Here is a 25,740-nt window from a genome sequence, read left to right as displayed (position 1 = left end):
TGTCGGGGCTAGGTGGCGGTCCAGCCGCCGTCGAGCGTGAGGGAGGACCCGGTGACGAAGCCCGAGCCGGGGCCGCACAGCCACAGCACCGCGGCCGCGACCTCTCCGGGCTCCAGCAGGCGCTTCACGGGGGTCCGGTCGAGGAGCACGGTCGCGAGCGGGTCCTCGGCGCCCGCGGCCGCGAGGTCGTCGAGCTGGCGCTCCACCAGCGGGGTGCGCACGTAGCCGGGGTTGACGCAGTTGCTGGTGACCCCGTGGGGCGCGCCCTCGATCGCGGCGACCTTGCTCAGGCCCTCCAGGGCGTGCTTGGCCGCTACGTACCCGGCCTTGTTCGCGCTGGCGCGCAGGCCGTGGACGCTGGAGACGTTGACGATCCGGCCCCAGCCCCGCTTCTGCATGTGCGGCAGGCTCTGCTGCATGAGCTGGAGCGGCGCGGTCACCATGACGCGCTGCATGAGGTCGAACCGGTCGAGCGGGAACGCCGCGAGCGGGGCGACGTGCTGGAACCCGGCGTTGTTGACCAGGACGTCCACGGCGCGCGGCAGCGCGGCGACCGCCCCGGGGTCGGCCAGGTCGGCGACGTGCGCGGTCCCGCCGACCGCCGCGGCGACGGCGTGCACGGCCTCGGCGTCGCGGTCCACGGCGTGCACCGCGGCCCCGGCCGCGGCGAGCGCGGCCGCGCAGGCCCGCCCGATCCCCGACCCGGCCCCGGTCACCAGCGCCGTCCGTCCACTCAAGACCGGACTCGCGCCCGCGGCCGGGCCTTCCCCAACGGGTGTTACGGTATTCATGCCGGTAAATGCTATGGACGCAGCGGCCCCGGGACCATGTCGATTGCCCCCACAATTCCGCCCCGACCCGTGTGGTCCGCCGACACCGCGGCCGGCACGGCAAGGCCGCTATGCGGAGCCGGCGCGCCCCGCGTCGATGACGCTGCCGATCGCGTCGCGCGATGCCGTGAGCGCTGCGATCGACGCTTCGATGCGGACCTGTTCCCGTTCGAGGTCCTCGATGGTGTCGGTGCAGGTCGGGGTCAGACGGCCCGCGTGCTCGGTGAGGCACGGCAGGACCGTGCGGATCGCGGCGGTGCCGAGTCCGGCGTCGAGGAGCTGCCGAATGCGTCGTGCGACCTCGACGTCCTGGTCGGTGTAGTCGCGGTAGCCCGAGGCGTTGCGGCCGGGCACCAGGAGGTCCTGCTCCTCGTAGTAGCGCAGCAGCCGGGCCGGGATGCCGGTGCGTTCGGTGACCTCCGAAATGCGCATGTGATGGACGCCTCTCATCGTGCGAGTTGCCTTCTCATCGATGTGAACGTCGAGCCTAGCAGGGTGATACTCGAACAGTCCTCCGCAACTTCCGCCCGGCTGCGGCCGGGCCTCGTGCTGGCCGGGTTCGTGCTGCTGGTGTTCTGCACCGGCACGGCCGAATACCTCGTCGCAGGCGTCCTCCCGCAACTCGCCGACGACGTCTCGGTCAGCGTCGCCGCCGCCGGGCAGGCGGTGACCGCCTATGCGCTCGGCGTCGCGGTCGGCGGGCCGATCGTCACCGTCGCCACCGCCCGGCTGCCCCGCAAAGGGCTCGCCCTGGGGCTCGGCGCCGTGTTCATCGCGGGCACCGTCGTGACGGTGCTCGCCCCGACCTACGCCTGGGTGATCGCGGGCCGGGTCGTCTCGGCGAGCAGCCAGGCGACCCTGTTCGCGATCGGCCTGACCACGGCGACGGGGCTCATGGGGGCGGCGCGGCAGGGACGGGCGATCGCGATCATCGGTTCCGGCCTCACCGTCGCCACCGTTCTCGGCGTGCCGCTCGGCGCCCTGCTGGGCGGGACCACGAACTGGCGGATCCCGTTCGTCGTCGTCGCGGTCACGGCCGTCGCCGGGGTCGGCCTGCTGGCCTGGTCGATGCCCCGCACCCCGGCCCCGGCCACCGGCGTGGGGGACGAGATCCGCACGCTGCTGCGCAAGCCGGTGCTGCTGGCGGTCGCCACGACGGTGATCGGGTTCGCCGGGGTCAGCGTCGTCTTCACCTACCTCGTGTCCCTATTGTCCGAAGTGACCGGGATGGACGCGGGGGTCCTCCCCGCCCTGCTGCTGGCCTACGGCGTCGGCGGGTTCGCCGGGAACCTCGTCGCCGGCCGCCTGACCGACATCTCGCTCGGCGGCACCCTCGTCGGGGTGTTCACCGCCCTCATCGCCACCTTGGCCGCGTTTCCCCTGCTGGCCGGGTATGCGATCCCGATGGTCGCGATCGTGCTGCTCCTCGGGCTGCTCTCGACCGCGACGATCGCCCCTTTGCAGTCGCTCGTGCTCCGCCACGCCGGGGCGGCGCCGACGCTGTCCCTGGCGGTCAATGTGGGCGCGTTCAACCTGGCCAATGCGATCGGCTCGGCCGTCGGCGGACTCGGGGTCGCTGCCGGGCTGCTGCGCTGGGGCGGGTTCGGCGGCGCCGCCTTCGCCGTGCTCGGCCTCATCATGACCGGCCTCGCGCTCCGCGCCGCCCCGGAACCGGACCGCTCCGTTTCCGAGGCGAAGGCGGCCATGCCATGACGAGCCCGGCCTTCGCCGCAAGCGGACGCGCGGGGCGCGCTCGCTAGCAGCACCTCTCAGGGCGACCCGACCGCGGCCCGCTCCCGCGCGGGCTCGGTCGTCGCCAGCCCCGTCGCCACCGCCGCGGCGGCGAACACCGCCCCGGTCAGGGCGACGGCCCCGGCCCCGGCGTGCGCGAGCGTCAGGCCCCCGAGCGAGGACCCGAGGGCGATCCCCACGTTGAACGCCACCGAGTTCGCCGCCGAGGCGGTGTCGGTGCTCCCCGGCGCGAACTCCATGACCCGGTTCTGGAGCGCCGGGCTGAACATCCCCATCGACACGCCCGTCAGCACGATCGCGCCCCCGGTCACCAGCGGGCTCGCCCCGAACACCCACATCGCCGTGAAGATCCCCGTCAGCAGCACCAGCGGCAGCACCACCGCGAGCCGCTGGGACCGGTCCGAGAGCACCCCGCCCGCCGCGATGCCCCCGAAGTCCGCGATGCCCCGCACCAGCAGCAGCGGCCCGAGCATCGCCGGCGCCATGCCCGCGACCGCGGTGATGACCTCCGAGGTGTACGTGTAGACCGCGAAGAACCCCGCCACCGACAGCACCGTCGTCGCCAGGACCAGCGCGAACCGCTTGGCGTCCGGAACCGTGCCGCGCCCGGCGTGCTCGTTGCGGGTCGGCTTCGCGGGGAGCGCCGCGAACAGGACCGCGAGGGCGACCAGGCCCGTGGCCGCGAGCGCGAGGAACGCGGCCTGCCATCCGGCGCGCTGGCCGAGCCAGGTCGCGGCGGGCACGCCGAGCATCGGGCCGATTGAGCCGCCGGTGTAGACGACGGCGAGGACGCGGCCGCGGACGTGCGCGGGGAACATCCCGGCGGCGACGGGTCCGACGACGCCCCAGAACACGGCCTGAGCGAGGGCCGTCGCGACCCGGGCCGCGAACAGCATCCCGTACTCGGTGGCGGCGGCGGAAGCGGCGGTGGCGACGACCATGACGGCCATGAGCGTCAGCAGCAGCGGTCGCCGCGGGACGCGCGCCACGAGCTTCACCAGCGGGAGCGTGACGACCGCGACGGTGACGCTGTACCCGGTGACGAGCAGGCCGACCTGGGAGAGCGACACGTCCAGGTCGGCGGCGACCTCGCCGAGGAGCCCGACGGGCGCCGTCTCGACGGTGACGTAGCAGAACGCCGCGACGGCGAGCGCGATGAGCGCCGCCGTCGACCTCCGGTCGCCGAAGGCCGAAGTGGACGAAGACGGTCCGGGCACGGGGGCACCTCGTTCGCGGGGGGGCTGCGCGGGGCGGCAGCGCTGCGGGCAGGGGGAACCGGCCCTGCCGTGAGGCGCCGGCGAGGCCGTCGGAAGCCTACTCCTCGCGGCCGCCGGACATCGAGCCGTTTCCCGGGGCCCGGAACGGCCTCAGTGCGTGCGGTACTCCAGCTGCGTGAACGTCGCCGACCACCACGACCCGGGGTCGGCGAACGCGTCGGGGTCGACGCGGGAGAGCTTGCTGCGGAGGACCGCAGCGCGGCGGGCGCGGCCCGCGCGGCCGGTGTCCTCGTCCACGAACTGCGCGAACCGGAACAGGAACTCGCTCAGGGCCTTGAAACTGGCGTTGACGAGTTCGAGCGTGCCGTCCTTGACGCCGAGCATGACGATCCGGCCGGTCGCGGTGTCGAAGCAGAACAGGGTCGCCTCCGGGTCGGCGGGCGCCGCGCCCACGACCACCACCTGCATCGTGCCGCCCGAGCCGCGCCGCAGGTCCATGTCGTCGAACAGCCCGAACCGGCCCGTCAGGAACGAGGTGAACACCGCGGACATGTTCACCGGGATCAGGTCGGTGTCCGGATAGGACGCGGCGGGCGCGGCGAACTCGCGCATCCACCGGCTCCGCGGGAACCGGACCACGTTGTCCGCGCCCCAGACCCGCACGTACTCCCGCTGGTCGCGCATGCCGCTACTCCCCGGCGAGGCCGGTCTCGCGCAGGTACGCGAACCACGGGTCCTCGTCCCACCACGCGGTGCGCTGCCGCTCCTTCGGGCCGTGCAGCCCGGCGTACCCCGGGCCCATCGCCACGGTGTCGGCGAACTCCGCCGCCGACCCGCACTCGACGAGCACCCCGGAGTCCCAGCCGCGCTCGAAGTAGTTGAACCAGTAGACGATCACGGCCCCCGAGTCCAGGTCGAGGAGTACCGCGTCCTCGCCGACGTCCCCGATCCGCAGGCGCCTGCGGCCGTCGATCGGCTCCCCGTACGCGTCGATCGCGTCCATCGGGCCGAACGCGGCCTCCGGCAGGAGCAGGATCTCCCCGAACCGGGCCGGGCCCGCCGCCAGGTACAGGTCCGCGAGGCCTCCCGGGTACGCGCCCGCGAGCGCGACGGGTTCGCCGAGCCGCAGCGGCGGCGCGTTGTACCGGCCCGCGTCGTCCTCCCAGCGGCGCGCCAGCTCCGCGTCGGCGCCGCGTTCGCGCAGCCCGTCGATCTTCGCCCGCATCGACTCCAGATGACCCATCGGACCCTCCTCACGGCTTGGGACTGTACTTGTCGTGGACGATGTTGATCTGGACCGGCTCGCCGTTCGGCACCTGCGCGAGCTGCTGCCGGAGCTGCCCGCCCATGCCGTGGTTGGTCGCCGAGTCGATGGCCCACATGTTGTCCGGGCTGTCCTTGCCGCCGAGCTGGAGGTCCTGCGCGTGGTCGACCTGCTGCCCGTCGAGCTCGGCGAGCCGCCGGTCCAGGTCGGCCTGGTCGGTGGCCTGCTCGAACGCCTCCCGCTCCTTGGCGGCGCGCCACGCGTCGGTCTTGTCCGAGCGCAGGTCGGCCGTGTCGGGGGTCTTGACGAGCTTCCCCTCGTCGCCGAGGTTCTTCAGGTGGTTGGCCTTCGCCTCGAAGTCCGAGCGGTCCCAGCCCTCGTGCATGCGCAGGGTGACCGTCCACTTCCCGGTCTTCGGGTCCTTCACGGGCTTGGGGAGGTCCTGGGCGAACCCGCGCGTGTAGGTCGGCGCCCGCTTCACGCGGTCCGGGTCGAGCGTGATGTCCTTCCCCTTGGCGTCCTTGCGGGTCCGGCCCGCCGGGAGCCGGTCGGGGCCCTTCGGCGCGCCCGGCGCCTTCGGCCGCGCCGTGGTCCCGGTGGCGACCTTCTTCAGGCTCGCCTGCCGCGCCCGCACCGTGGCGCCCGTCGCGTGGCGGCTGCGCCGGGCCGGATCGGTGTCGGCCCCCGATCCCTTGCGGCGCTTGCCCTCGGCGTCCGCGCCGCCGCCTTTGGGGCGCTTCCCGTTGGCGCCGTGCGGTGTGTTCACGTGCGGCGCGCGGGTCTTCTTATGCAGTCCCAGCGCGAGGACGAAGGCGAGGAGGATCAGTCGGCGCATGTCGGACCTACCCGTCGATGAGTGCGCGGAGGTTCATCAAGCTGGTGACGAGGAGGCTCAGCCACCCGTAGACCCGCGCGACCCACTTGACGATCGCGGCGGTCGCCTGGGCCATGACCACGGGCGTCGCCAGGCCGAGCGTGAACACCTCCTCGGCGATCCACAGGCACAGCCGCCCGATGCAGTCGGCGATGAACCCGCGCACCAGCTCCCGCACCGTCGTCACGAGCGCCCCCGCGCCCCGCGTCGCCGCCCCCATCGCCTCGGCGGTCCCGCTCGCGCCGAAGAGGACGTCGACGTTCTCGGCGACCATCGCCCGGTACGCCTCGGCGGCCGTGTCGTGCCACCCGGTGATGTCGGACTCCGCGGCCGACTTCAGGGCGTCCCCGATGGAGGCGAGCTCCGCGGCCATGTTGTCCCAGGTGATCGCATGCGTCTCGATGGTCTCCGGGTCCCCGGTGACCGCGTCGAGCGCCTCCTTCAGCGGCTGGATCTGCTCGATGGCCCACTCCACGCCCATCGACAGGAGGCTCCCGAACGGGTCGATCGCGAACGACGCCAGGTTGAGCGCCCCGCCGGTGAGCGTCAGCCCCGCCGCGACCCACTCGCCGCTGAGGATCTGGACCGTGAGGTCGTGCACGTCCTCGGCGACCGAGAGCCCGGTGAGGATGCTCCGCTGCTGCGTCGGATCGATGTCCGCCTTCGTGGCGATGAGCGGGTTCGCGTCGTTCACGGCTCCACCGGCCCCGCCGCGGAGCTGTTGATCGCCTTGAACACGCTGGCGTTCTGCTTGTCGGCGTCCTCGTACTCGTCGGCGCTGTCGGACACCGCGCCCGCGAGGCTCGCGACGTTGAACGCGATCTCCCGGACCAGCTCCTCCTGCGCCGCATGGCGCTCGTGGAGGATCGACGGGAAGAACGCGCACAGCGCGCCGTACGCGTCCTCGCCGCCGGAGATGTGCGCGCTCGCGTCCTGCACGGCCTGGAACCGCTCGTGGATGCCGCGCAAGTGGACCGCGTGGGTGTGCAGCTCGTCGATCTGCACCTGGAGCCGCCCCATGGTCACCGCTCCCCGGGCTCGTCGAGCCGTTCGAGGCGCCGCTCGTACCCGGCCATGAGGGCCCTCCCGGTGGCCGACCCGGACCCGACGCTGTCGGCGACGACCTCCTTGGCGGCCTCGGTGAGCTTCTCCTGGGCCTTCCGGTAGACCTCCATGACGGCGTCCTCGGTGAAGTGCGCGGACTGCTTCTGGACCCGGTGGGAGAGTTCGATCTTCGTCATCGTCCCGTCGGCGTCGACGGTGATCGTGACGGTCCCGTTGTCGTCGGAGGCGGTGGCGGTGAGCGCCTGCAGCCGCTCGCTCGCGGCGAGCGCGTTCGCCGCGGCGGCGTCGGCCCGCGCCTTCCAGTCCTCGATGCGCCGCATCGCGTCCTCGGGGTCCAGGCTGAGGAGGGGGTTGTCCATGGCGTCTCCTTGACCAGGGGCTTCACTCGACGGGGGAGTGAACGGGCGGGCCCCTCACTGGACGATATGCCAGCGGGGCCAGCCCCGGTTCCTCCGTTTCCACCGGCTCCGGAGGGCACAAGGGACAGATCAGGTACAGGTGGACTCCCGTACCGAGCGTGATCGTGAATTGGTCCGTTCAGACGATAAGGGACTCACCCTTTCGGACGAACCGGTTCGGGTGCGGCTCAGACCAGGTCGGCGTCGTGCGCCAGCAGCGCGATCTGCGTCCGGTTGTCCAGGCCGAGCTTGGCGAGGATGCTGGAGACGTGCGATTTCACCGTCGTGACGCTCATGTCGAGGTTCCCGGCGATCTCCGCGTTCGACTCGCCGAACCCGATCGCGACGGCCACGTCGTGCTCGCGGGGCGTCAGGGCCGCGAGCCGCTCGCGGGCCCGCTCGTACGCGCCCGCCTGCGTCACCGAGCGCTCCATGAGCCGCCGGGTGATCCGCGGCGACAGGATCGGCTCCCCGGCCGCGACGTTCGCTATGGCCTCGGCGATCCGGGCCGGCGGCGTGTCCTTGAGGAGGTACCCGCTCGCGCCCGCGCGCAGCGCGTGGAGGAGGTTCTCGTCGGTGTCGAACGTGGTCAGCACGACCACCTCCGGCGGGTTCGGCAGCGCGCGCAGCCGCCGGGTCGCGGCGATCCCGTCGACGTGCGGCATCTGGAGGTCCATGAGGACCACGTCGGGGGAGCGGGCCTCGACCGCGGCGACCGCCTCGCGCCCGTCGCCCGCCTCGCCGACCACCCGCAGGTCGCCGACGCCGTCGAGCATCATGGACAGCCCGGCCCGGACCAGGGCGTCGTCGTCGACGAGGAGCACGCGGATCACGTCGGCCATGGTAGCCGGGCCCGCAGCTCGAACCTCCCGCCGACTGCGGAGTGGTCGAGCGTCCCGCCCGCCAGCCGCACGCGCTCGGTGAGCCCGACCAGGCCGAGCCCGCTCCCTGGCACGGCCGGACCGGTCCCCGCCGGAGGCAGCGGATTCCCGACCGCGACCACCAGCTCCCCGCCCGGGGCGCCCTCCAGCGACACGTCCGCAGGGAGCCCGGCGGCGTGCTTGCGCGCGTTCGTCAGTCCCTCCTGGACGACTCGGAACGCCGTGCGCCCCACCGTCGGCGGCGGCACCGCGCCGCCGAGCCCGTCGCCGACCTCCACGACCTGCCCGGCCGCCCGCGCGTCCGCGAGCAGCCCCTCCAGGGCCTCCAAGGCCGGCTGCACCCCCGTCGCACCCTCGTCCTCGCGCAGCAGCCCGATGACCTCCCGCAGCTCTTCGAGGGCCTGGTGGACGCCGTCGCGGACCACCCCTGCGGCGAGCGCGATCTTCTCCGGGGGCGCGTCGGGCCGGAACTCCAGCGCCCCCGCGTGCGTCGCCACCAGTGACAACCGGTTCGCGAGCACGTCGTGCATCTCCCGCGCCAGGCCCCGCCGCTCCGCGGCCCGCGCCTCCGCGACCCGCCGCCCCTGCTCGGCCTCGGCGCGCCGGGCGCGCTCGCGCAGCGAGATCACCAGGTCCCGGTGCGAGCGCGCGAGCGTCCCCCATCCCAGCAGCGCCCCGTACGCCACGGTCACCAGCAGCGCCCACCAGTCGAACCCCAAGGCCGCGTTGGGATGCCAGATCCACTGGAGGAGGTGCGCCGCGATCCCCGCGAGCGACACCGCGACCGCGGTGCGGAACCGCGTGCGCCACGCGACCTGGAGCGCCCCGACGGTCGCCGCGGTCGTCGCCATCGGCGACACCACCGCGAGCACCGTCGCCGCCAGCGCGCCGGTCACCGGCCGCCACAGCTGCACCATCGCCGCCGCCCACGCGAGCACCGCGACCGCGTACTCCAGCGGCCCGACGGAGGGCCGTGACAGCAGCGACAGCGCGGTCAGCAGGCCGACGCCCGCGCCCATGGAGGCGATGTCGACGGGGCGCGGTGCACGGCGATGGATCACCGGCACATGCTAGCCACCGCCTCCGCCGGGCCGTCACCTCCGAAAGTAGGAGGCGCCCCGTCCCTCCGCAGGGACCCCCGCGGCCCCCGGACCGAGGCGCCGGCCCCGCCCCCCGGACGAGACTCGTCGGCATGAACCGCAACGCCCGCCGACTCCTCGTCGTCATCGCCGCCGCCGCGGCCGCCCTCCTCGTCTGGGCCGTCGCCGCCCCGCTCGCCGGAGTGGACCTCACCGTCCCGCAAGGGGACACGGACCTCACCGTGGGCCCGGTCCTCGTCATCGCCGCCGCACTCGCGGCGGGCCTCGCCGGGTGGGGCCTCCTCGCCCTCCTCGAACGCGCCACCGCCCGCGGCACCCGCATCTGGACGATCGTCGCGGTCGTCTTCCTGGCCGTCTCGCTCCTCGGCCCGCTCGGCGCCGCTGGCGCCGCAGCCGTCGCGAGCCTCCTGTGCATGCACCTCGCCGTCGGCGCGGTCGTCATCACCGGGCTGGCGCGCCGATGAGCGTCCCCTGGGGCTACCTGATCGGTCTCGCGGTCCTCGCCCTCCCCGCGGTCCCCGTCCCCCGCCTGCCCGAGCGCCTCGGCACGGTCTGGTACTTCATCTGCCTGGCCGTCAACGAACTCCCGCTCCTCGTGATCGCGTTCTTCATCGCCGACACCGCCCTCGCGGCCTCCCAAGGGGACCTCGCGAACCCGGTCGCGACCACAGCCGCCGTCCTCGCCGGGGCCTGCGTCGCCCTCACCGCCTGGCGCGGCCTCCGCACCCCGCACGCACTCCGCAAGGCCCTCGGCGCGGCGTACACCCCGCGCCGCACCAGCCTCGCTCGCCTGCTCAGCCCGTTCGCCATCCGGCCCCGCTCGGTCGAGCGCATCGCGGACCTCGCCTACGGCCCCGCCGGGAAGCGCCACCTCCTCGACCTCTACCGGCACCGCTCGCACCCGGCCGTCGCCCCGGTCCTCGTGCACTTCCACGGCGGCCACTACGAGACGGGCCGCAAGAACACCCAGTCCCGCCCGCTCCTCCACCGCCTTGCCGCAAACGGCTGGACCTGCATCAGCGCCAACTACCGGCACCGCCCCGACGCGGGCTACGAGGACCACGTCACCGACGTCAAGCGCGTCATCGCCTGGATCCGCGAGCACGGCCCCGAGTGGGGCGCCGACCCCGACCGCATCGTCCTCTCCGGGTCCTCCGCGGGCGCCCACATGTCCGCGCTGGCCGCCCTCACCCCCAACGACCCGGCGTTCCAGCCGGGCTTCGAGGGCGTCGACACGACCGTGGCCGCCGTGGTGGGCCTGAACGGCTACTGGGGCCGGTACTTCGGGAACGAGCCCGGCTCGGCCCCGCTCGACCGCGCGCAGGTCGGCGCCCCGCCGTTCCTCATCGTCCACGGCGACCACGACACGCTCGTGCACGTCGCGGACGTGCGCCGCTTCGCCGCCGACCTGCGCGCGGTCACCGGCCGGGTCGCCTACGCCGAGCTCCCCGGGGCGCACCACGGCTTCGACCTGCTCCACTCGCCGCGCTTCGAGGCGGTCGTGGACGCGGTCGAGCAGTTCGCGACCGCGGCCGTCGCTCCGGTCAGGCGCGCGTGAACGTCAGGTGCGTGGTGTTCGACGGGCTGGAGGTCGCCTCGACCTTGTAGTCGCGCTCGACGGCTTCGAGCCCGTCCCACAGGCGCACGCCCCGGCCGAGCACGATCGGGACGACCGCGACGTGCATGTAGTCGATGAGCCCCGCGGTGAGGAAGTCCCGGATCACGGTGGCGCCGCCGCCGATCCGCACGTCCAGGCCGCCCGCGGCCTCTTTCGCGGCGGCGAGCGCCTCGGCGGGGGAGGCGTCGAGGAAGTGGAACACCGTGCCGCCCTCCATCTCGATCGGGGGCCGCACGTGGTGGGTGAGGACGAAGACCGGGGAGTGGAACGGCGGGTTCGGGCCCCACGCGCCCCGCCAGTCGGGATCCTCGTGCCAGCCGGGGAAGCCGAACTTCCCGGCGCCCATGATCTCGGCGCCGATCCCCGGGTCGTGCTGGCGCACGAAGGCGTCGTCGACGCCGCCGCTGCCGCCCTCCTCCCACCACCTGGTGGCGAACATCCACTCGTGCAGGCGCTCCCCGGCGTGTCCGAAGTAGGCGTCGCGGCTCGTGCCCTCCCCGGTGCCGAAGCCGTCGAGCGAGACGGAGAAGTTGTGGACTCGGGCGAGTGACATGGCTGCTGCTCCTCTGGTCGCGGGCCCGCCGGTGCGGCTCGGCCCCGGAACCGATCCTGGCCGCACGGTGCCATGATGTCCAATGCCAAAACCGCCCGCGACCCATAAAGGAAATTGATGCATGCTGAACCCGATCCACCTGCGGGTGCTGGAGTCGGTCGCGCGGCACGGCTCGGTGACCGGCGCCGCGAAGGAGCTGCACTACACGCAGCCGTCGGTGAGCCACCACCTGCGGCGGCTTGAGGCCGCCACGGGCGCGGTGCTCGTGCAGCGCGCCGGGCGCGGCATCCGCCTCACCCCCGACGGCGAGCTGCTCGCGGGCCGGGCCGCGGAGATCCTGGGCCGCATGGACGCCGCCGCCGTCGAGCTCGCCGACCGCGTCGGCCTGCGGGCGGGGCGCGTGCGCCTCGCCGGGTTCGCGACGGCCCTGAGCACCCTCGTGCCGCCCGCCGCCGCCCGGCTGGCCGCCGCCCATCCGGGCGTCGAACTGCACCTCGCCGACGCCGACCCCGTGGAGGGCCTGGCGCTCCTGCGCTCGGGCCGCGCCGACATCGCCCTGGTCTTCCGCGACGAGGACACGCCCCCGGAGGCCGAGGGCTTCCGGTTCGTGCACCTCCTCGACGACCGCCTCTACTTCCTCGCCGACCGGCCGGGCCAACGGCTCGAAGACCACCGCGACTCGGCGTGGATCGGCGGCTGCGAGCGCTGCCGGGCCGCGACCGTCGCGGCGTGCGAGCGCGCGGGCTTCACGCCGCGCATCGTCTACTCCAGCGACGACATGGTCGTCACGCACTCGCTCGTGGCCGCCGGCATGGGCGTGGCGATCCACAACGGACTCGCGCTGAAGGCGCACCGCGAGCCCGGCGTCCACGCCGTGCCGATCGACTACGGGCCGCGGCGCGTCTACGCCGCCGTGTACGGCGAGCCGCCGGACCCTCCGGCCACGGCCGCGATGCTCGCGATCCTCGCGGCGCGGCCGGAGGGGTGACCGTCAGGCCCCGGGGCGGATCTGGAGTTTGCGGCCCGCGCCGCGGCGGAAGCGGTCGACCGCGTCGGCGTAGCCGTCGAGGCCGAACGAGTGGGAGATCATCACCTCGGGGTCGATCACCTTGCGGGCCAAGAGCTCCACTGCCCGGCCGAAGCTGTGCAGCACGGCCATCGACCCGACGATGGTGATCTCGTCCTTGTAGACCCGGAACGGCGAGAACGAGGCCGTCGCCTGCTCGGGGGCGACGCCGAACACCTGGAACGTGCCGCCCTTGCGGACCCGGGTGAGGCCGTCCTCGATGGCGGGGACCGCGCCGGTGCAGTCGACGACGACCTCCCAGCCCTCGGGCCGGTCGAGGTCGTCGGCCGACGTCGCGGTCCGGTCCGCGGCGAGGCGCTCCGCGACCCCGAGGCGGTCGGCGTTGATGTCGACCACCTCCACGCTCGCGGCGCCCGCGAACCGCGCGAGCTGGGCCATCATGAGGCCCATGGTGCCCGCGCCGTACACGAGGTAGTGCTCCCCGACGCGGCCGGGCAGCAGGTCGAAGCCGTGGACGGCGCACGACAGCGGCTCGATGAGCGGCGCGTGCTCCAGCTCCACGCCCTCGGGGATCGGGTAGCAGTTCCCTTCGGGCACGGCGCAGTACTCAGCGGTCGCTCCCGGGGTCCGGATGACTCCCATGGCGTTGTACCGCTCGCAGAGGTTCCCGCGCCCGATCCGGCAGTAGTGGCACTCCCCGCAGAAGAGGTTGGGGTCCACGGCGACCCGGTCGCCGACCGCGAGCTTCTCGACCGCGGACCCCGCGGCGACCACGGTCCCCGCGAACTCGTGGCCCGGGATGATCGGGTACTCCGAGCCCTCCAGGTCCCCGTCCAGCACATGGAGGTCGGTGCCGCAGATGCCGACGCCCGACACCTCCAGCACCACGTCCCGCGGCCCCGGCGCCGGGTCCTCCACAGTGGTCGTATTGATCGTTCCGGGCTTCTCGATGACGACGGCGCGCATCACTTCACGGCTCCCATGGTGAGGCCGCGGACCAGCCATTTCTGCGCGATCCAGCCGGCGAGGATCACCGGCAGCGCGGCCATGGTCGCGGCGGCGGACAGGCGGGCGAGGAACAGGCCCTCGCTGGTGATGAACCCGGTCAGGAACACCGGCACGGTGGCCGCCCGGGTCGAGGTGAGGCTCACGGCGAAGAAGAACTCGTTCCACGCGAAGATGAAGCAGATCAGCGCGGTCGCGGCCAGGCCCGGCGCGATCATCGGGAGGATGATCCGCCGCACCTCCGTGAGGAACCCGGCGCCGTCGATCTTCGCGGCCTCCAGGACCGCCGTCGGCAGCTCCAGCAGGAACGAGCGGATCATCCACACCGCGATCGGCAGATTCATCGCCGTGTACACCAGCGCGAGCATCGTGACGTTGTCGAGCACGCCCGCATTGCTCGCGATGATGTACAGCGGCAGGATGATCGCCGCAGGGGGCATCATCCGCGTCGAGATGAAGAAGAACAGCGAGTCGCGCCAGCCGGGGACCGGCCGCAGCGACAGCGCGTACGCCGCGGGCGTCGCCAGCGCGAGCACCAGCAGCGTCGACCCGATCGACGCCATGAGCGAATTGAGCAGGTACGGGGTGAAGTCGCGCCCGAGGATCGCCTCGAACTGGTCCATCGTGGGCGCGAACAGGAACGTCGGCGGGTCGGTGCTCGCCTGGGCCTCCTGCTTGAAGCCCGAGACGAACATCCACAGCACCGGGAAGAAGAACACCAGGGCGGCGGCCCAAGCGAGCACGCCGACCAGCGCGCTCCCCTTGCGGCGGGATCGCTTCGCGGACATCTCAGCGCTCCTCTCGGAACAGGCTGGAGATGACCCGCAGCGCGAACGTGGCGATGAGGATCGTGCAGCACACGACCACGACGCCCGCCGCGGCCGCCTCGCCGACCTCGAAGGCGCGGAAGGTCACCTGGTAGATGAAGTACGGCAGGTTCGTGGTGGCCTGGCCCGGCCCGCCCTGCGTGATGAGGTAGATCGGGTCGAACGTGTTCACGATGAAGATCGACCCCAGCAGCAGCCCCAGCTCGATGAACCGGCGCAGGTGCGGGAAGGTGATGCGGCGGAACGTCTGGAGCGCGTTCGCGCCGTCCACTTTCGCCGCCTCCAGGATCTCCGGGTCCTGGCTCTGGAGCCCGGCGAGCACGATGAGCATCATGAACGGCGTCCACTGCCACGTCAGCATGAGGATCAGCGAGAACATCGGGTGCTCCGACACCCAGTCGACGCGTTCGACCCCGAACGGCGACAGCACCCAGTTGAGGATGCCGAACAGGGGGTTGAACATCGCGTGCTTCCAGATCAGCGCGGCCGCGGCGGGCATCACCAGGAACGGCGTGATGAGCAGCGTCCGGACCACGTTGCGGCCCAGGAACTTCTGGTCCAGGAGCACCGCGAGCGCGATGCCCAGGGCCATCGCCAGCAGCACCACGCTCGCGGTCAGGACCACCGTGTTGAGCACGGCGCCCCTGAAGTGCGCGTCGCCGATGACGGCTGCGTAGTTGTCGAGCCCGGCGAACGCGGTCTCGCCGGGGCGCAGCAGGTTCCGCGACTGGAGGCTGTAGTAGACGGTCACCAGCATCGGCAGCTGCGTGAGCACCAGGACCAGCAGCAGCGCGGGCAGGAGCGGTCCCCGGCGGCTCCAGCGCTCGCCGAGCGGCATCTTCTGCGGGCCCGGCCCGCGGCGCCTGCGCGCCGGGGCCGGGGTCACGACGGCGGTCATCTCATCAACCGCCCTGGTACCCACCGGTCTGCGCGGTCTCCTCCGCGTACTGCTGGGCCTTCTCCAAGGCTTCTTCGACCGTCTGGTTCCCGGCGATCGCCGCCGAGATCTCCTGGCCGACCCTGGTCCCGAGGTCCTGGAACTCCGGGATGGTGATGTACTGGACGCCCGCCCAGTTCTGCTCGTACAGGCCGGGCTTCGTCACGTTCACGTTCGCGATCTGGTCCAATGTGGGCTGCGCGTAGGCCGCGGCGGCCTCCTGGTACTCCGGGATCTCGTACGTCGACGCGCGGCTCCCCGGCGGGACGCGGGTCCAGCCCAGCTCCTCGCCGACCAGCGAGATGTACTCCTTCGAGGTCGCCCAGGACATGAAGTCCCAGGCCGCGTCCTTGTGCTGCGAGGTCTCCGGCAGCGCGAGGTTCCACGCCCACAGCCACCCCGAGTGCTCGGTCTCCATCACGGGCGCGGGCGCGTACCCCATGAGCCCTGCCGCGTCCGACGACTCCGGGTCCTCCAGGACCGAGGCGCCGACCGTGGCGTCGAACCACATGGCCGCGTTGCCCTGGCTCGTGGCCGTCAGGCACTCCGAGAACCCGGCGTTCGCCGCCCCGTCCTCGCCGTAGTCCCGCACGAGGTCCACATAGAACTGGACGGCCGCAGCGGTCTCGGGGCTCGTGAGCTGCGCGTTCCAGTCCTCGTCGTACCAGCGGCCCCCGAACGTGTGGATGATCGTGTTCAGCGGCGCGAGGTTCTCGCCCCAGCCCGCCAGGCCCCGCAGGCAGATCCCGGCCACGTCGTTCTCCGGGTCGTCGAGCTGCGCGGCCAGGCCCGCGACCTCCGTCCACGTCGGATTCGCGGGCATGGTGAGGCCCGCGGCCTCGAAGAGGTCCTTGCGGTACATCAGGAACGACGACTCGCCGTAGAACGGCACCGCGTACAGGCCGTCCTCATAGGTCACTGCTTCGCGGATCGGGGCGAGCAGGTCGTCCACGTCGTACTCGGGGTCGGACGCGTACTCGTCCAGCGGGGCGAGCCAGCCGTTCTCCGCCCAGATCGGCGTCTCGTACGTGCCGATCGTGACGATGTCGTACTGGCCCGACTCCGTCGCGATGTCCTGCGTGACCTTGTCGCGCAGCTCGTTCTCGGGGAGGATCACGAACTGCACGTCGATGCCGGTCTCCTCCTCGAAGACCGACGAGAGCTGCTCGATGTCCTGCATCTGGGGGTTGGCGACCGTGGCGATGGTGATGGTCTTCGCGTCGTCGCCGCCGCCTCCCGCGCCGGAGCAGGCGCTGGCGGCCAGGACCGTCGCGAGTCCGGCGGCGACGGCGTATCGGGTGCGTACTGAGGGTTGCATCGGGGGACCTCCTCGTCCTCGATGTGGGTGGTGCACTTGTGGTCAGGCCGAGGCGGGGATCTCCCCGGATTCCCTCGGCACGAGGCGGACCGGGACGGTGGTCCGGCGGAACGGGGCGCCCGGCTCGTCGAGGCGTTCGAAGAGCAGGCGGGCGGCGGTGGCGCCGAGGGCCGCGGTGTCCTGCGCGATCACGGTGAGCGAGGGCCGCAGCAGGTCGGCGAGTTCGACGTCGTCGAAGGCGATGCAGGCGACGCGGTCGCGGATGCCGAGCTCCTGCAGGGCGTGGACGGCGCCGATGGCGGCGAGGTTGTTGCCGCACACGAGTGCGGTGGGGGCCGGGTCGAGCCCGAAGACCTCGACGGCGGCGTCGCGGGCCTGGCGCGGATCGCGCAGGCCGGTGCGGATGTAGCGCTTGTCGGCCGCGCCGTGCAGGGCCTCCATCGCGGATTTGAAGCCCGCGAGACGCTGCGCGGCGGTGTAGACCGACTGACGGTCGCCGAGGAACGCGATCCGCTCGTGGCCGCGCGCGGCGAGGTGCCGCACGGCCGCGGCGGTGCCCTCGGCGTTCTCGGAGACCACCGCGTCGGCCTTGAACCGCTTCCCGGGCCGGTCCACGAACACGACCGGGACGCCGTGCGCCCGTTCGTATTCCAGATAGGACTGGTCGGCGCCGGAGGGGACGATGATGAGGCCGTCGACCAGGCGCGACCCGAACTCCTGCACGAGCGTGCGCTCCCGGGCGGGGTCGCCGTCGCTGGAGCCGACCAGGACCAGGTGCGAGCGCGCGGCGGCGTAGTCCTGGATGGCGCGGGTGACGCTGGAGGCGAAGGGGTTCGCGAGGTCCTCGACGACGAGCCCGATCGAGGCGGTGCGGCGGTCGCGGCGGCGGATGCTGGAGGCGATCGTGTTGCGCCGGTAGCCGAGCGACTCGACGGCCTTGAGGACGCGGTCCCTGGTCTCGGGGCGCACGCCCGGCTCGGCGTTGAGGACGCGCGAGACGGTCTTGATGCCGACCTCGGCGAGCAGCGCGACGTCCTTGATCGTCGGGGCCCTCCGGTCGGGCGGCTCGTCCGTTCGCGCCATGTCGATCCTTCGCGGTCGTCTGCGAGAATCGGTGACAACGTTGGCGACAACGTTGTCACCGGAGACTCGAAAGTAGCATGACTCACATTTGGAGTCAATCTCCCGTGCGGACCGCGAGAACCCAAGGAGGAAACCAGTGTTGACCGTCGTCGGCGAAGCCCTCATGGACCTGGTGCGACCCCCGGGCCCGGCGGTCCCGCCCGCCGAGCACCCGGGCGGCTCGCCCGCCAACGTCGCGCTCGGCACCGCGCGCCTGGGCCTGCCCACGACGCTCCTCACCCAGCTCGGCCCCGATCCGCGCGGCGAGGCGATCCGCCGCCACCTGGCGTCCGCGGGCGTCGCCGTCCGGACCTTGAGCGACGCGCCGACGAGCACCGCGACCGCGGTCCTCGACGAGCGCGGCGCTGCCCGCTACGAGTTCGACATCGACTGGGCCCCCACGCGGCCGCTCGACCTGCCGCCGGGCTCGACCTGCCTCCACACCGGCTCCCTCGCGACCGCGCTCGAACCGGGCGCCGCCGCGGTGGAAGCGCTCCTGGCCGCCACGGATGCCGTGATCAGCTACGACCCGAACGTGCGCCCGACCCTCATGGGCCCACCCGACGAGGCCCGGCAGCGGATCGAGCGCCTCGTGGCCCTCGCCGACGTGGTCAAGGCCAGCGACGAGGACCTGGCCTGGCTCTACCCCGGCGCGTCCCCCGCTGACGTCGTGAAGTCCTGGCGCGGCCTCGGCCCCGCCATGGTCGTGGCGACCCTCGGCGCCGGCGGCGCCTACGCGGTCACCGCCTCCGCCGAGCACCACTGCCCGGCCCGCCCGATCACCGTGGCCGACACCGTCGGCGCGGGGGACGCGTTCACCTCGGGCATGCTCTGGCGCCTCGAAACCCTCGGCCTCCTCGCCGACCGCGAGGCACTGCGCCGCATGGGATCAGCCCACCTCGCAACCGTCCTCGACACCGCCGTCACGGCCTCCGCGATCACCTGCACCCGCAGCGGCGCCGAACCCCCGACCCGCGAAGAGCTCGAATCGTTCACCGCCTGACCCGCGCGGGCCTCACCCGGTGAAGTCCGCGTACGCGCTGGAGACGTCCACCGCCTCGATCGTCGTCATCTCGGCGGCGCTCGGGGTGCCCCTGTCGCCGTAGCCGCGGAGGAGCCGCAGATCGCGCTGCGCGGCGGCCTTGCGCGACAGCTCTCGTGCGAACCGCCCGTTCCCCAGCTCGTCGACCCGTCCGGAACTCGCCGCCCGCGTGAACGAGACCAGCAGGGCCCGTTCCGCCTCCGCGGTGAGCGAGTCCCCGCCGGCGGCGAGCACCGAGGCCGCGATCGCTGCGAGCTCCTCCGCCGAGTATGTCGGGAAGTCGACCACCGTCGAGAACCGCGACCGCAGGCCCGGGTTCGCGTCGAGCAGCTCCTGGATCTCATCGGTGTACCCGGCGAGGACGATGACGAGCTCGTCGCGCCGGTTCTCGGCCGCGGTCAGGATCTCCTGGAGCGCCTCGTCCCCGAACGCGTCCTGATCGCCCGCATACCCCTTGCCCGCGAGCGAGTACGCCTCGTCGATGAACAGCACGCCTCCGACGGCCTTCTCGATCCGCTTGCGGGTCTTGATCGCGGTCTGCCCCAGGAAGCCCGCCACGAGGTCCGCGCGCTGCGTCTCGACGACCCTCCCGTGCTCCAGCAGCCCGAGTCCCGCCAGGATCTCGCCCATGATGCGCGCGACGGTGGTCTTGCCCGTCCCGGGCGGGCCGGTGAACACGAAATGGTGGGGCCGGGCGCCGCCCGGCAGCCCGCGCTCGCGGCGCAGCGACGCCATGCGGAACTGGGCCTTGAGCGCTTCGATCTGGGACTTGACCGGCTCCAGGCCGATCATCGCGTCAAGTTGCGCCGCAGCGTCTTCCAGCAGCGCCGCCCGGCGCCCGGCGTCGTCCGCCGGACGGTCCGCCTCCTCGTCGAAGTCGAGTTCGACCCGCTTGGCCGCCCCCACCGCCCGCGCCCGCTCGGCGAACCGCTCGTTGTCCGGCGCGAGCCGGAACGCCCGCTGGTACGCCTGGGCGGCGTCCGCGGTCTGCCCCAGGGACTCCAGCGCCGCACCCCGCACGAACATCACGTGCGCGACGTACTCCGGATCCTCCAATGCGCCGGGCACCGTGTCGAGCACGTCGAGCGCTTCATGCGGGACGCCGAGGTTCACCAGCGACACGGCGACGTAGAACCGGGCCTCGTCGCGCAGCCGCGGGGCCTCGATCCCCTCGGCGGCCTTGAGCGTCGCGGTCCAGTCGTCCCGCTCGAAGCAGCAGCGGGTCTTCAGCAGCCGCGCACGGTCCTCAAGGGCGCGCTCCTGCTCCTCGGCCCGGTCGAGCTGCTCCGCCGCGAGCTCCAGCTCCCCGTCGTCGATCAGCGCCGCCACGTACGCGAGCCACGCATGGTACGCCCGCGCGATCCGGTGCTCCACGAACCGCCCCAACCGGAACGAGGACTCCAGCGGCCGTCCGGCCGCCTCCTGGAGCAGACCCATCCGCTGCCGGTGCTCCAGCATGCCGAGCAGCGCCTCGGTCCGCCGCTCGCCCGAGGCGTGCAGGCCGAGCCACGCGTCCGCGTTCGAGGGCGCGTAGTCGAGGACGTACTCGAAGCAGTCGGAGGCCCTGACCTTGTCGCCCGCATCGAGGAAGTCGACGCCCCGCAGCCAGGTGTCGAGCACGGAAACCGTTGCGCCGGAGGGGGACATGCATGCTCCAAGCCGAGGGGACACCGGGACCCGGCCCAGTCTATCGACGCCTGCGGTCCCGTGCACCCGCGTCGACCGGCAGCCTTCCGGCAGTTCTCCGGCACCGATCCCGTCGGCGGGCTCCGGTGCTAGCGGTCCCCTTCGTCGGCGGACTCCGTGCGGGGGACCAGCCGCTGGCCCATGACCAGGAACCGGGACGGACCCTCATCGGCGCCGACGAACTCGACGTATCCGGCGCCCGCGTTGTGGAACAGCCCGCGGCCGACCTCGCTGAGCCGCAGTTTCATCGGCTCGACCGGGAGGCCGACGCGCTCGAACATGAGGGCGGCGTCGCCGAGCGACTCGCCGACCGCGTCGAGCCCGCCGTCCGCCGCGGCGACCGTGATCCGCTGCGTGCTGTTCGCGTACACGCCCGCGCATCGGTCGAGCGCGGTCCCCGCTTCGGCCGGCTCCAGGTCCGGTCCGGACAGCGCCACCCCGGACGCCTGCTCCACGAGCGGGTGCACGAGCCCCCGCATGAGCGACTTCCCTCGGCCGCCGTTGGAGACCAGTGCGACGGCCATGCGCTGGCCGGGCACGACGAACAGCACCGCGTCGCATCCGAGCGCACCGCCGCCGTGGCCGACGACCGCACCGCCGCCGTAGACCTCCCAGCCCAGGCCGACCTGCTTGGGCACGACCGGACTCGCCGTGATCGCGACGCGTCCGGTGCGCATCGCACGCGCCGATGCTGCGGACAGGACGTTCCCGCCATTCTCGGCGTGCATGCGGCCGAATGACAGGAGGCCCCGCGCCGACATCGCGAGCCGGTTCCCCGCGGCCGGGTTCGACGCGGGCATGCTCGCCCACGCCTTGAGGGGCCACGGGCCCCGGTCGTCCTGCCGCACATGGCCGATGGCGGTGTTGAACCCGAGCGCGTCGTTCGGCCCGAACGCGAGGTCCTCGACGCCGAGCGGCGCCGCGAGGTGCTCGCGCAGCGCTTCGGCGAACGTCGTGCCGCGCAGGACCTCAATGAGCCTGCCGAGCACGGCCATCCCCGCGCTGCAATACGAGTACCCGGCGCCGGGCGCGCGCTCCTGCGGCAGCCGCGGCACCTCGTCCTCGACCAGCCGTCGCAGCGCGTCGTCGTCCTCAGTGGTCGCCGCCCACAGGTCGCCCTCGAACCCGCCGGTGTGCGTGAGCAGGTGCGTGATGGTGATCGCTTCGCTCGCAACGGGATCGGCGGTGCGGAACTGCGGGAGATGCGCCCGGACCGGGTCGTCGAGCGCGATGCGGCCCTCGTCGACGAGCTGCATGATGAGCGTCGCGGTCCAGACCTTCGTGACCGACTGGATCTGGAAGACCGCGTCCGGCGTCACCGCGATCCCGGTGCGGCGGTTGACGACCCCGGTCACGGCCTCGGCGGTCTCGTCGCCGATCGCGACGGCCACCGCGGCGCCGGGCACGTCGTGCTCGCGGGCGAGGCGGTCCAGGTCGTCCTGGAGTTGTGCGCGGACTTCAGCGATCGAGAGCAACGGCTCCTCCTGCGTGCCTGGTGACGGCGCGGCCCGCGCCGATGAGGATCAGGACCGCGACGGCGGCGAACACCGTGTTCCCGACCAGGTCCAGTGTCGCCGATCCGGGCGTCTCGGGCTGGACCGGGAACGCGGTCCACGCGTAGGTCAGGGTCGCCCCGGCGGCGAGGGCGAAGACGTGCACCGGTCTCCAGTCGTCCATCCTGGACCACCGCAGCACCAGGACCGTCCCGGCGACGGCGACGACGCACCACACCGCCACGTTCACCCACTCGTACCAGTCGGCCGTCACCAGGTTCGCCGGCCCCCAGAACGCGCTGGTGCCGATGAGCGAGGCGGCCCCGACGGCCCACGGCGACGGTGCGGGTCCCGGCAGCGGCGGGCGCGGGTCGCGGCCGACCCGGAACGCCAGCACGATGAGCGCCGCGATGACGACCCCGATCGAGGCGAACTGGAGCGGCGAGGCCATGAAGTCCTCCTCCGCGAGCGTCCCCCAGAACACCAGGTTGACGCCGCCCAGGTAGACCAGCGCAGTCACCACCAATCCGGGGACGCCCAGCCACGGCTCCGTGCGCCGGTCGGGTACGAACGCCTCCACGACCGCGATCGGCACGCAGATGCTCCAGACCGTGTGGAGCGCCAGGATCGTCACCGTCAGCCCCACGTTCATGCCGATCGCCGGGAGGAACGACTCCCCGTGCAGCAGATCGTGTCCCGCGTACGCGTCGTTCCACAGGAGCTGGTCGACCGGGCCCTCCTCGATGAGCGCGTACGCCGCCGCGAGGAGCACCATCGCGGGCCACCCCCGCCCGGCCCGCCGCGCGGTCTCGCGGATGAGCAGCGCCCCGCCGCCGTACAGCGGCGCGAGCAGCAGCGCGAGGCCGAACTCCGAGATCGCCAGGTTCCCGAGCAGCAGCTCCCCGACGAACGGCGCCAGCACGAACAGCCCCAGCGCGGGCGCGATGCGCCGCCGCAGGCGAGGTTTCGACACGGTTCCTCCCATAGCCGCCGCATCGTATCCCGGCCCGGCTCCGGCGACCCGCTTCAATCCCCGGGCCTGCGCCGCAGCAGCGGGGGATTGAGCAGGGCCGCGTCTCCGCGGCGGTACAGCCGCGCCGGGCGGCCCGCGCCGCCCTCGGTGGAACCGCCTGTGGGGGAGACGAACCCGGGGGTGGAGGTGGCCTTGCGGTGGAAGTTCCGCGGGTCGATGGCCTCGCCCCAGACCGCCTCGTAGACCTGCCGCAGCGCCGCGATCGTGAACTCCGGCGGGCAGAACGCCGCCGCGAGCGGCGTGTACTCCAGTTTGGAGCGGGCCCGCTCGATGCCGTCCGCGAGGATCCGGTCGTGGTCGAACGCGAGCCCCAGTTCCCCGACCGGCCGCCACTCCGCCTCCGCCGCATCGGTGCCCGCCGTCGGCACGGGCAGGTCCGGCAGCAGCGCCAGGTACGCCACCGTCACCACCCGCCCCCGCGGATCGCGGTCGGGCGCACCGTAGCTCGCAAGCTGCTCCAGGTGCCCGCCCGCGTCCGCGAGGCCCGTCTCCTCCGCCAGCTCCCGCCGCGCCGCCGACCCCAGGTCCTCGTCTTCGAGCACGAACCCGCCCGGCAGCGCCCACTTCCCCTGATACGGCTCGATCCCGCGCCGCACCAGCAGCACGTGCAGGCCGCCCTCCCTCACCGTGAGCACCACCAGATCGACCGTGACCGCGAACACCGGATAACTCATTCTCACCACCTTGACGATAACCTAGCACGAGGATTATCGTCATGATGACGAGAAAAGGAGGCCCACCCCATGGCCGATGTCACCAACCGCCTGTTCCTGCGCCACCTGCGCGGCACCCCCACCGTCTGGGTCCGCTTCCAGAAGCGCGGCCGCGCGGTCAAGGAGGGGACCGGCCAGTCGTTCTGGTACCGGCCCCTCACCGCCGTCCTCTCCGAAGTCCCCGTGGACGACCGCGAACTGCCCCTGATGTTCCACGCCCGCACCGCCGACTTCGCCGACGTCACCGTCCAGGCCACCGTCACCTACCGCATCGCCGACCCCGCGCTGGCCGCCGCCCGCCTCGACTTCTCCGTCGACCCCTACGGCGGCCAGGCGCGCGCCCGCCCCCTCGACCAGGTCGCAACCCTCCTCACCGAGCTCGCCCAGCAGCCCGCCCTCGACCTGCTCGCCCGGGTCCCGCTGGCCGACGCGCTCACCGTCGCCATCACCGAGGTCCGCGAGGCCGTCGCCGCCGCGCTCTCCGACGACGCGCGCCTGGGGGACGTCGGCGTCGCGGTCGTCAGCGCCCGCGTCGTGGCGATCCGGCCCGAGCCGGAGATGGAGCGCTCGCTCCAGACCCCCACCCGCGAAGCGGTGCAGCAGGACGCGGACAAGGCCACGTACGCCCGCCGCGCGCAGGCCGTCGAGCAGGAGCGGGCCATCGCCGAGAACGAGCTCCAGAACAAGATCGAGCTGGCCCGCCGCGAGCAGCAGCTCGTGGAGCAGAAGGGCGCCAACGACCGGCGCCGCGCCGAACTCACCGCCGCCGCTGAGCTCGCCTCGGCCCAAGGCGAAGCGGAGAAGGCCCGCACCCTCGCCGCGGCCCAGGCCGACCGGGTCCGCGAGGTCGGCGCCGCCGAAGCCGACGCCGAGGCCGCCCGCATGGCGATCTACCGCGACCTGCCCACCGGCGTCCTCCACGCCCTCGCGATGCGCGACCTCGCCGGGCAGCTCCCTGCGATCGGCCAGCTCACCGTCACCCCTGACCTGCTCACCGGCGCCATCGCCCGGCTCGCGGACGGCCGGCAGTGAGCGCCACGCTCGCACCGCGCGTGGTCGTCGTCAGCCGCCGCAGCGAACTCGACGAGCTCCTGGCCCGCCACGGCACCCGCGCCGCCGCCGACCACTTCCTGCGCCAGCGCGGCCGCGACCTCCAGGAGGCCACCGCCCGCCACGAGGCCCTGCACGCCGCGCTCACCACAGTGGACGCGGCGGTCCCGGCCGACTGGCGGCGCGGCCGCGTCGACCGCGACGACCTGCCGCGGTTCCTGTTCGCGCCCGAGGACATCGTGGTCGCGGTCGGCCAGGACGGCCTCGTCGCGAACGTCGCGAAGTACCTGTCCGGCCAGCCCGTGATCGGCGTCGACCCCGAGCCGGGACGCAACCGCGGCGTCCTCGTCCAGTTCCGGTCCGCGTCGGTCGCCAAGGCGCTCCAGGCGGTCGCCGCCGGGACGGCGGCGTCCCGCAGGCTCACGATGGTCGCCGCCCGGCTCGACGACGGCCAGCAGCTCGCGGGCCTCAACGAGGTCTATGCCGGGCACGCCGCCCACCAGTCCGCGCGCTACCGCCTCGTGGACGCGGCCGGGCGCGGCGAGCGCCAGTCCTCCTCGGGCGTGCTCGTCGGGACCGGCACCGGCGCCACCGGCTGGACCGCTTCCGTTGCGGCCGACCGGGACCTGCGCGAAGTCCTGCCCGGCCCGGAGGCGCCGTCCCTGTCCTGGTTCGTGCGGGAGGCGTGGCCCTCGCCCGCCACCGGCACCGCGCTCACCGCGGGCGTCCTGGGCACGGGGGAGGAGCTGCGGCTCGTGTGCGAGAGCGAGCGGCTCGTGGTCTTCGCCGACGGCGTCGAGTCCGACCACCTCACCGTGGCCTGGGGCCAGCAGATCACCATCGGCCTCGCCGACCGCCGCCTGCACCTGGTCGTGCCCGGATAGCGACGGGACCGTCGCATCAGGTTACGGCCCAGTGGATTCGGACGCTACCGT

The 25,740-nt window shown here is 73.1% G+C and carries 28 protein-coding genes; 7 read left to right on the top strand and 21 right to left on the bottom strand.

Features of this window, described 5'->3' with window-relative positions; genetic code table 11:
• Positions 1-8 precede the first annotated feature (8 nt).
• Positions 9-791, bottom strand: a complete 783-nt coding sequence (locus B0I28_RS09935) for an SDR family oxidoreductase (RefSeq protein WP_106363666.1) — start codon at positions 789-791, stop codon at positions 9-11.
• A 108-nt stretch (positions 792-899) separates the two neighbouring features.
• Positions 900-1,262 carry a MerR family transcriptional regulator gene (locus B0I28_RS09930; protein WP_106363665.1) on the bottom strand — a complete coding sequence of 121 codons (363 nt, stop codon included), beginning with the start codon at positions 1,260-1,262 and terminating at the stop codon, positions 900-902.
• 63 nt (positions 1,263-1,325) lie between these two features.
• Between B0I28_RS09930 and B0I28_RS09925 the strand changes: the two genes are divergently transcribed.
• Complete coding sequence (locus B0I28_RS09925; RefSeq protein ID WP_219926676.1) at positions 1,326-2,543, top strand: MFS transporter; 1,218 nt, start codon at positions 1,326-1,328, stop codon at positions 2,541-2,543.
• A 56-nt stretch (positions 2,544-2,599) separates the two neighbouring features.
• On the opposite strand, the gene B0I28_RS09920 is transcribed toward B0I28_RS09925, so the two are convergent.
• From B0I28_RS09920 to B0I28_RS09880, 9 genes are all read right to left on the bottom strand, one after another.
• The gene (locus B0I28_RS09920; RefSeq protein ID WP_106363663.1) at positions 2,600-3,799 is read right to left on the bottom strand and encodes an MFS transporter; all 1,200 of its coding nucleotides are present in this window, start codon (positions 3,797-3,799) and stop codon (positions 2,600-2,602) included.
• A 150-nt stretch (positions 3,800-3,949) separates the two neighbouring features.
• A complete protein-coding gene (locus B0I28_RS09915) occupies positions 3,950-4,483 on the bottom strand; it encodes an SUKH-4 family immunity protein (RefSeq protein WP_106363662.1) in 534 nt (177 codons plus the stop codon).
• Positions 4,484-4,487: 4 nt separating this feature from the next.
• Entirely contained in the window at positions 4,488-5,042 is a 555-nt protein-coding gene (locus B0I28_RS09910) for a hypothetical protein (protein WP_106363661.1), read from the bottom strand.
• Between the two features lie 10 nt (positions 5,043-5,052).
• On the bottom strand, positions 5,053-5,898 hold the full coding sequence (locus tag B0I28_RS09905; RefSeq protein WP_106363660.1) for a hypothetical protein: 846 nt from the start codon (positions 5,896-5,898) through the stop codon (positions 5,053-5,055).
• 7 nt (positions 5,899-5,905) lie between these two features.
• Positions 5,906-6,631, bottom strand: a complete 726-nt coding sequence (locus tag B0I28_RS09900; protein WP_106363659.1) for a WXG100 family type VII secretion target — start codon at positions 6,629-6,631, stop codon at positions 5,906-5,908.
• Positions 6,628-6,957 carry a type VII secretion target gene (locus B0I28_RS09895; RefSeq protein WP_106363658.1) on the bottom strand — a complete coding sequence of 110 codons (330 nt, stop codon included), beginning with the start codon at positions 6,955-6,957 and terminating at the stop codon, positions 6,628-6,630. Before B0I28_RS09895 ends, B0I28_RS09900 begins: the two co-directional genes overlap by 4 nt.
• A gap of 2 nt (positions 6,958-6,959) precedes the next feature.
• On the bottom strand, positions 6,960-7,361 hold the full coding sequence (locus B0I28_RS09890) for a YbaB/EbfC family nucleoid-associated protein (RefSeq protein ID WP_106363657.1): 402 nt from the start codon (positions 7,359-7,361) through the stop codon (positions 6,960-6,962).
• Between the two features lie 227 nt (positions 7,362-7,588).
• Positions 7,589-8,242: a response regulator gene (locus B0I28_RS09885; RefSeq protein ID WP_106363656.1), complete on the bottom strand. Its 654-nt coding sequence runs from the start codon at positions 8,240-8,242 to the stop codon at positions 7,589-7,591.
• On the bottom strand, positions 8,230-9,342 hold the full coding sequence (locus B0I28_RS09880; protein ID WP_219926675.1) for a sensor histidine kinase: 1,113 nt from the start codon (positions 9,340-9,342) through the stop codon (positions 8,230-8,232). The genes B0I28_RS09885 and B0I28_RS09880 overlap by 13 nt, the downstream gene beginning before the upstream one ends.
• Before the next feature lie 131 nt (positions 9,343-9,473).
• On the opposite strand from B0I28_RS09880, the gene B0I28_RS09875 reads away from it, so the two are divergent.
• A complete protein-coding gene (locus B0I28_RS09875; RefSeq protein WP_106363655.1) occupies positions 9,474-9,845 on the top strand; it encodes a DUF6069 family protein in 372 nt (123 codons plus the stop codon).
• The gene (locus tag B0I28_RS09870) at positions 9,842-10,939 is read left to right on the top strand and encodes an alpha/beta hydrolase (RefSeq protein ID WP_106363654.1); all 1,098 of its coding nucleotides are present in this window, start codon (positions 9,842-9,844) and stop codon (positions 10,937-10,939) included. Before B0I28_RS09875 ends, B0I28_RS09870 begins: the two co-directional genes overlap by 4 nt.
• Here the strand turns inward: B0I28_RS09870 and B0I28_RS09865 are convergent.
• Positions 10,926-11,552, bottom strand: a complete 627-nt coding sequence (locus B0I28_RS09865; protein WP_106363653.1) for a dihydrofolate reductase family protein — start codon at positions 11,550-11,552, stop codon at positions 10,926-10,928. The two genes, B0I28_RS09870 and B0I28_RS09865, sit on opposite strands and share 14 nt — an antisense overlap.
• A 121-nt stretch (positions 11,553-11,673) precedes the next feature.
• Between B0I28_RS09865 and B0I28_RS09860 the strand changes: the two genes are divergently transcribed.
• Positions 11,674-12,540: a LysR family transcriptional regulator gene (locus B0I28_RS09860; protein ID WP_106363652.1), complete on the top strand. Its 867-nt coding sequence runs from the start codon at positions 11,674-11,676 to the stop codon at positions 12,538-12,540.
• Positions 12,541-12,543: 3 nt separating this feature from the next.
• Here the strand turns inward: B0I28_RS09860 and B0I28_RS09855 are convergent, their stop codons facing one another.
• The 5 genes from B0I28_RS09855 to B0I28_RS09835 are packed head-to-tail and all read right to left on the bottom strand — an operon-like array spanning position 12,544 to position 17,749.
• Positions 12,544-13,545: a zinc-dependent alcohol dehydrogenase family protein gene (locus B0I28_RS09855; protein WP_106363651.1), complete on the bottom strand. Its 1,002-nt coding sequence runs from the start codon at positions 13,543-13,545 to the stop codon at positions 12,544-12,546.
• Positions 13,545-14,372 carry a carbohydrate ABC transporter permease gene (locus tag B0I28_RS09850; RefSeq protein WP_106363650.1) on the bottom strand — a complete coding sequence of 276 codons (828 nt, stop codon included), beginning with the start codon at positions 14,370-14,372 and terminating at the stop codon, positions 13,545-13,547. The genes B0I28_RS09855 and B0I28_RS09850 overlap by 1 nt, the downstream gene beginning before the upstream one ends.
• A 1-nt stretch (position 14,373) precedes the next feature.
• Positions 14,374-15,309, bottom strand: coding sequence for a carbohydrate ABC transporter permease (locus tag B0I28_RS09845; RefSeq protein WP_106363649.1), 936 nt, complete (start codon positions 15,307-15,309; stop codon positions 14,374-14,376).
• Between the two features lie 4 nt (positions 15,310-15,313).
• Positions 15,314-16,666, bottom strand: coding sequence for an ABC transporter substrate-binding protein (locus B0I28_RS09840; protein ID WP_106363648.1), 1,353 nt, complete (start codon positions 16,664-16,666; stop codon positions 15,314-15,316).
• A 42-nt stretch (positions 16,667-16,708) separates the two neighbouring features.
• Positions 16,709-17,749: a LacI family DNA-binding transcriptional regulator gene (locus tag B0I28_RS09835; RefSeq protein WP_106363647.1), complete on the bottom strand. Its 1,041-nt coding sequence runs from the start codon at positions 17,747-17,749 to the stop codon at positions 16,709-16,711.
• A gap of 136 nt (positions 17,750-17,885) precedes the next feature.
• Between B0I28_RS09835 and B0I28_RS09830 the strand changes: the two genes are divergently transcribed.
• A complete protein-coding gene (locus B0I28_RS09830; protein ID WP_181245730.1) occupies positions 17,886-18,791 on the top strand; it encodes a carbohydrate kinase family protein in 906 nt (301 codons plus the stop codon).
• Positions 18,792-18,803: 12 nt separating this feature from the next.
• On the opposite strand, the gene B0I28_RS28240 is transcribed toward B0I28_RS09830, so the two are convergent.
• From B0I28_RS28240 to B0I28_RS09810, 4 genes are all read right to left on the bottom strand, one after another.
• On the bottom strand, positions 18,804-20,477 hold the full coding sequence (locus B0I28_RS28240; RefSeq protein WP_146148035.1) for an AAA family ATPase: 1,674 nt from the start codon (positions 20,475-20,477) through the stop codon (positions 18,804-18,806).
• Positions 20,478-20,605: 128 nt separating this feature from the next.
• The gene (locus B0I28_RS09820; protein ID WP_106363645.1) at positions 20,606-21,991 is read right to left on the bottom strand and encodes a serine hydrolase domain-containing protein; all 1,386 of its coding nucleotides are present in this window, start codon (positions 21,989-21,991) and stop codon (positions 20,606-20,608) included.
• Positions 21,975-22,982: a DUF998 domain-containing protein gene (locus tag B0I28_RS09815; RefSeq protein WP_146148034.1), complete on the bottom strand. Its 1,008-nt coding sequence runs from the start codon at positions 22,980-22,982 to the stop codon at positions 21,975-21,977. The genes B0I28_RS09820 and B0I28_RS09815 overlap by 17 nt, the downstream gene beginning before the upstream one ends.
• Before the next feature lie 53 nt (positions 22,983-23,035).
• Positions 23,036-23,716 carry an NUDIX hydrolase gene (locus B0I28_RS09810; protein ID WP_106363643.1) on the bottom strand — a complete coding sequence of 227 codons (681 nt, stop codon included), beginning with the start codon at positions 23,714-23,716 and terminating at the stop codon, positions 23,036-23,038.
• A 69-nt stretch (positions 23,717-23,785) separates the two neighbouring features.
• On the opposite strand from B0I28_RS09810, the gene B0I28_RS09805 reads away from it, so the two are divergent.
• Together B0I28_RS09805 and B0I28_RS09800 are read left to right on the top strand one after the other, a co-directional pair.
• On the top strand, positions 23,786-24,787 hold the full coding sequence (locus tag B0I28_RS09805; RefSeq protein WP_106363642.1) for an SPFH domain-containing protein: 1,002 nt from the start codon (positions 23,786-23,788) through the stop codon (positions 24,785-24,787).
• The gene (locus B0I28_RS09800; protein ID WP_106363641.1) at positions 24,784-25,689 is read left to right on the top strand and encodes a diacylglycerol kinase catalytic domain-containing protein; all 906 of its coding nucleotides are present in this window, start codon (positions 24,784-24,786) and stop codon (positions 25,687-25,689) included. Before B0I28_RS09805 ends, B0I28_RS09800 begins: the two co-directional genes overlap by 4 nt.
• The last annotated feature ends 51 nt before the right edge of the window (positions 25,690-25,740 follow it).

The organism is Glycomyces artemisiae, assembly GCF_003002955.1.
Taxonomy (GTDB): domain Bacteria; phylum Actinomycetota; class Actinomycetes; order Mycobacteriales; family Micromonosporaceae; genus Glycomyces; species Glycomyces artemisiae.
Note: the sequence above shows the minus strand (reverse complement) of the source record. Positions and strands in the feature narration are given on the sequence as shown.

Coding starts and splice junctions, on each gene's coding strand:
- B0I28_RS09850 (WP_106363650.1), bottom strand. CDS start 14,372: ATGTCCGCGAAGCGATCCCGCCGCAAGGGGAGCGCGCTGGTCGGCGTG.
- B0I28_RS09935 (WP_106363666.1), bottom strand. CDS start 791: ATGAATACCGTAACACCCGTTGGGGAAGGCCCGGCCGCGGGCGCGAGT.
- B0I28_RS09875 (WP_106363655.1), top strand. CDS start 9,474: ATGAACCGCAACGCCCGCCGACTCCTCGTCGTCATCGCCGCCGCCGCG.
- B0I28_RS09845 (WP_106363649.1), bottom strand. CDS start 15,309: ATGACCGCCGTCGTGACCCCGGCCCCGGCGCGCAGGCGCCGCGGGCCG.
- B0I28_RS09865 (WP_106363653.1), bottom strand. CDS start 11,552: ATGTCACTCGCCCGAGTCCACAACTTCTCCGTCTCGCTCGACGGCTTC.
- B0I28_RS28240 (WP_146148035.1), bottom strand. CDS start 20,477: ATGTCCCCCTCCGGCGCAACGGTTTCCGTGCTCGACACCTGGCTGCGG.
- B0I28_RS09910 (WP_106363661.1), bottom strand. CDS start 5,042: ATGGGTCATCTGGAGTCGATGCGGGCGAAGATCGACGGGCTGCGCGAA.
- B0I28_RS09905 (WP_106363660.1), bottom strand. CDS start 5,898: ATGCGCCGACTGATCCTCCTCGCCTTCGTCCTCGCGCTGGGACTGCAT.
- B0I28_RS09860 (WP_106363652.1), top strand. CDS start 11,674: ATGCTGAACCCGATCCACCTGCGGGTGCTGGAGTCGGTCGCGCGGCAC.
- B0I28_RS09840 (WP_106363648.1), bottom strand. CDS start 16,666: ATGCAACCCTCAGTACGCACCCGATACGCCGTCGCCGCCGGACTCGCG.
- B0I28_RS09870 (WP_106363654.1), top strand. CDS start 9,842: ATGAGCGTCCCCTGGGGCTACCTGATCGGTCTCGCGGTCCTCGCCCTC.
- B0I28_RS09805 (WP_106363642.1), top strand. CDS start 23,786: ATGGCCGATGTCACCAACCGCCTGTTCCTGCGCCACCTGCGCGGCACC.
- B0I28_RS09835 (WP_106363647.1), bottom strand. CDS start 17,749: ATGGCGCGAACGGACGAGCCGCCCGACCGGAGGGCCCCGACGATCAAG.
- B0I28_RS09895 (WP_106363658.1), bottom strand. CDS start 6,957: ATGGGGCGGCTCCAGGTGCAGATCGACGAGCTGCACACCCACGCGGTC.
- B0I28_RS09885 (WP_106363656.1), bottom strand. CDS start 8,242: ATGGCCGACGTGATCCGCGTGCTCCTCGTCGACGACGACGCCCTGGTC.
- B0I28_RS09890 (WP_106363657.1), bottom strand. CDS start 7,361: ATGGACAACCCCCTCCTCAGCCTGGACCCCGAGGACGCGATGCGGCGC.
- B0I28_RS09810 (WP_106363643.1), bottom strand. CDS start 23,716: ATGAGTTATCCGGTGTTCGCGGTCACGGTCGATCTGGTGGTGCTCACG.
- B0I28_RS09915 (WP_106363662.1), bottom strand. CDS start 4,483: ATGCGCGACCAGCGGGAGTACGTGCGGGTCTGGGGCGCGGACAACGTG.
- B0I28_RS09855 (WP_106363651.1), bottom strand. CDS start 13,545: ATGCGCGCCGTCGTCATCGAGAAGCCCGGAACGATCAATACGACCACT.
- B0I28_RS09930 (WP_106363665.1), bottom strand. CDS start 1,262: ATGCGCATTTCGGAGGTCACCGAACGCACCGGCATCCCGGCCCGGCTG.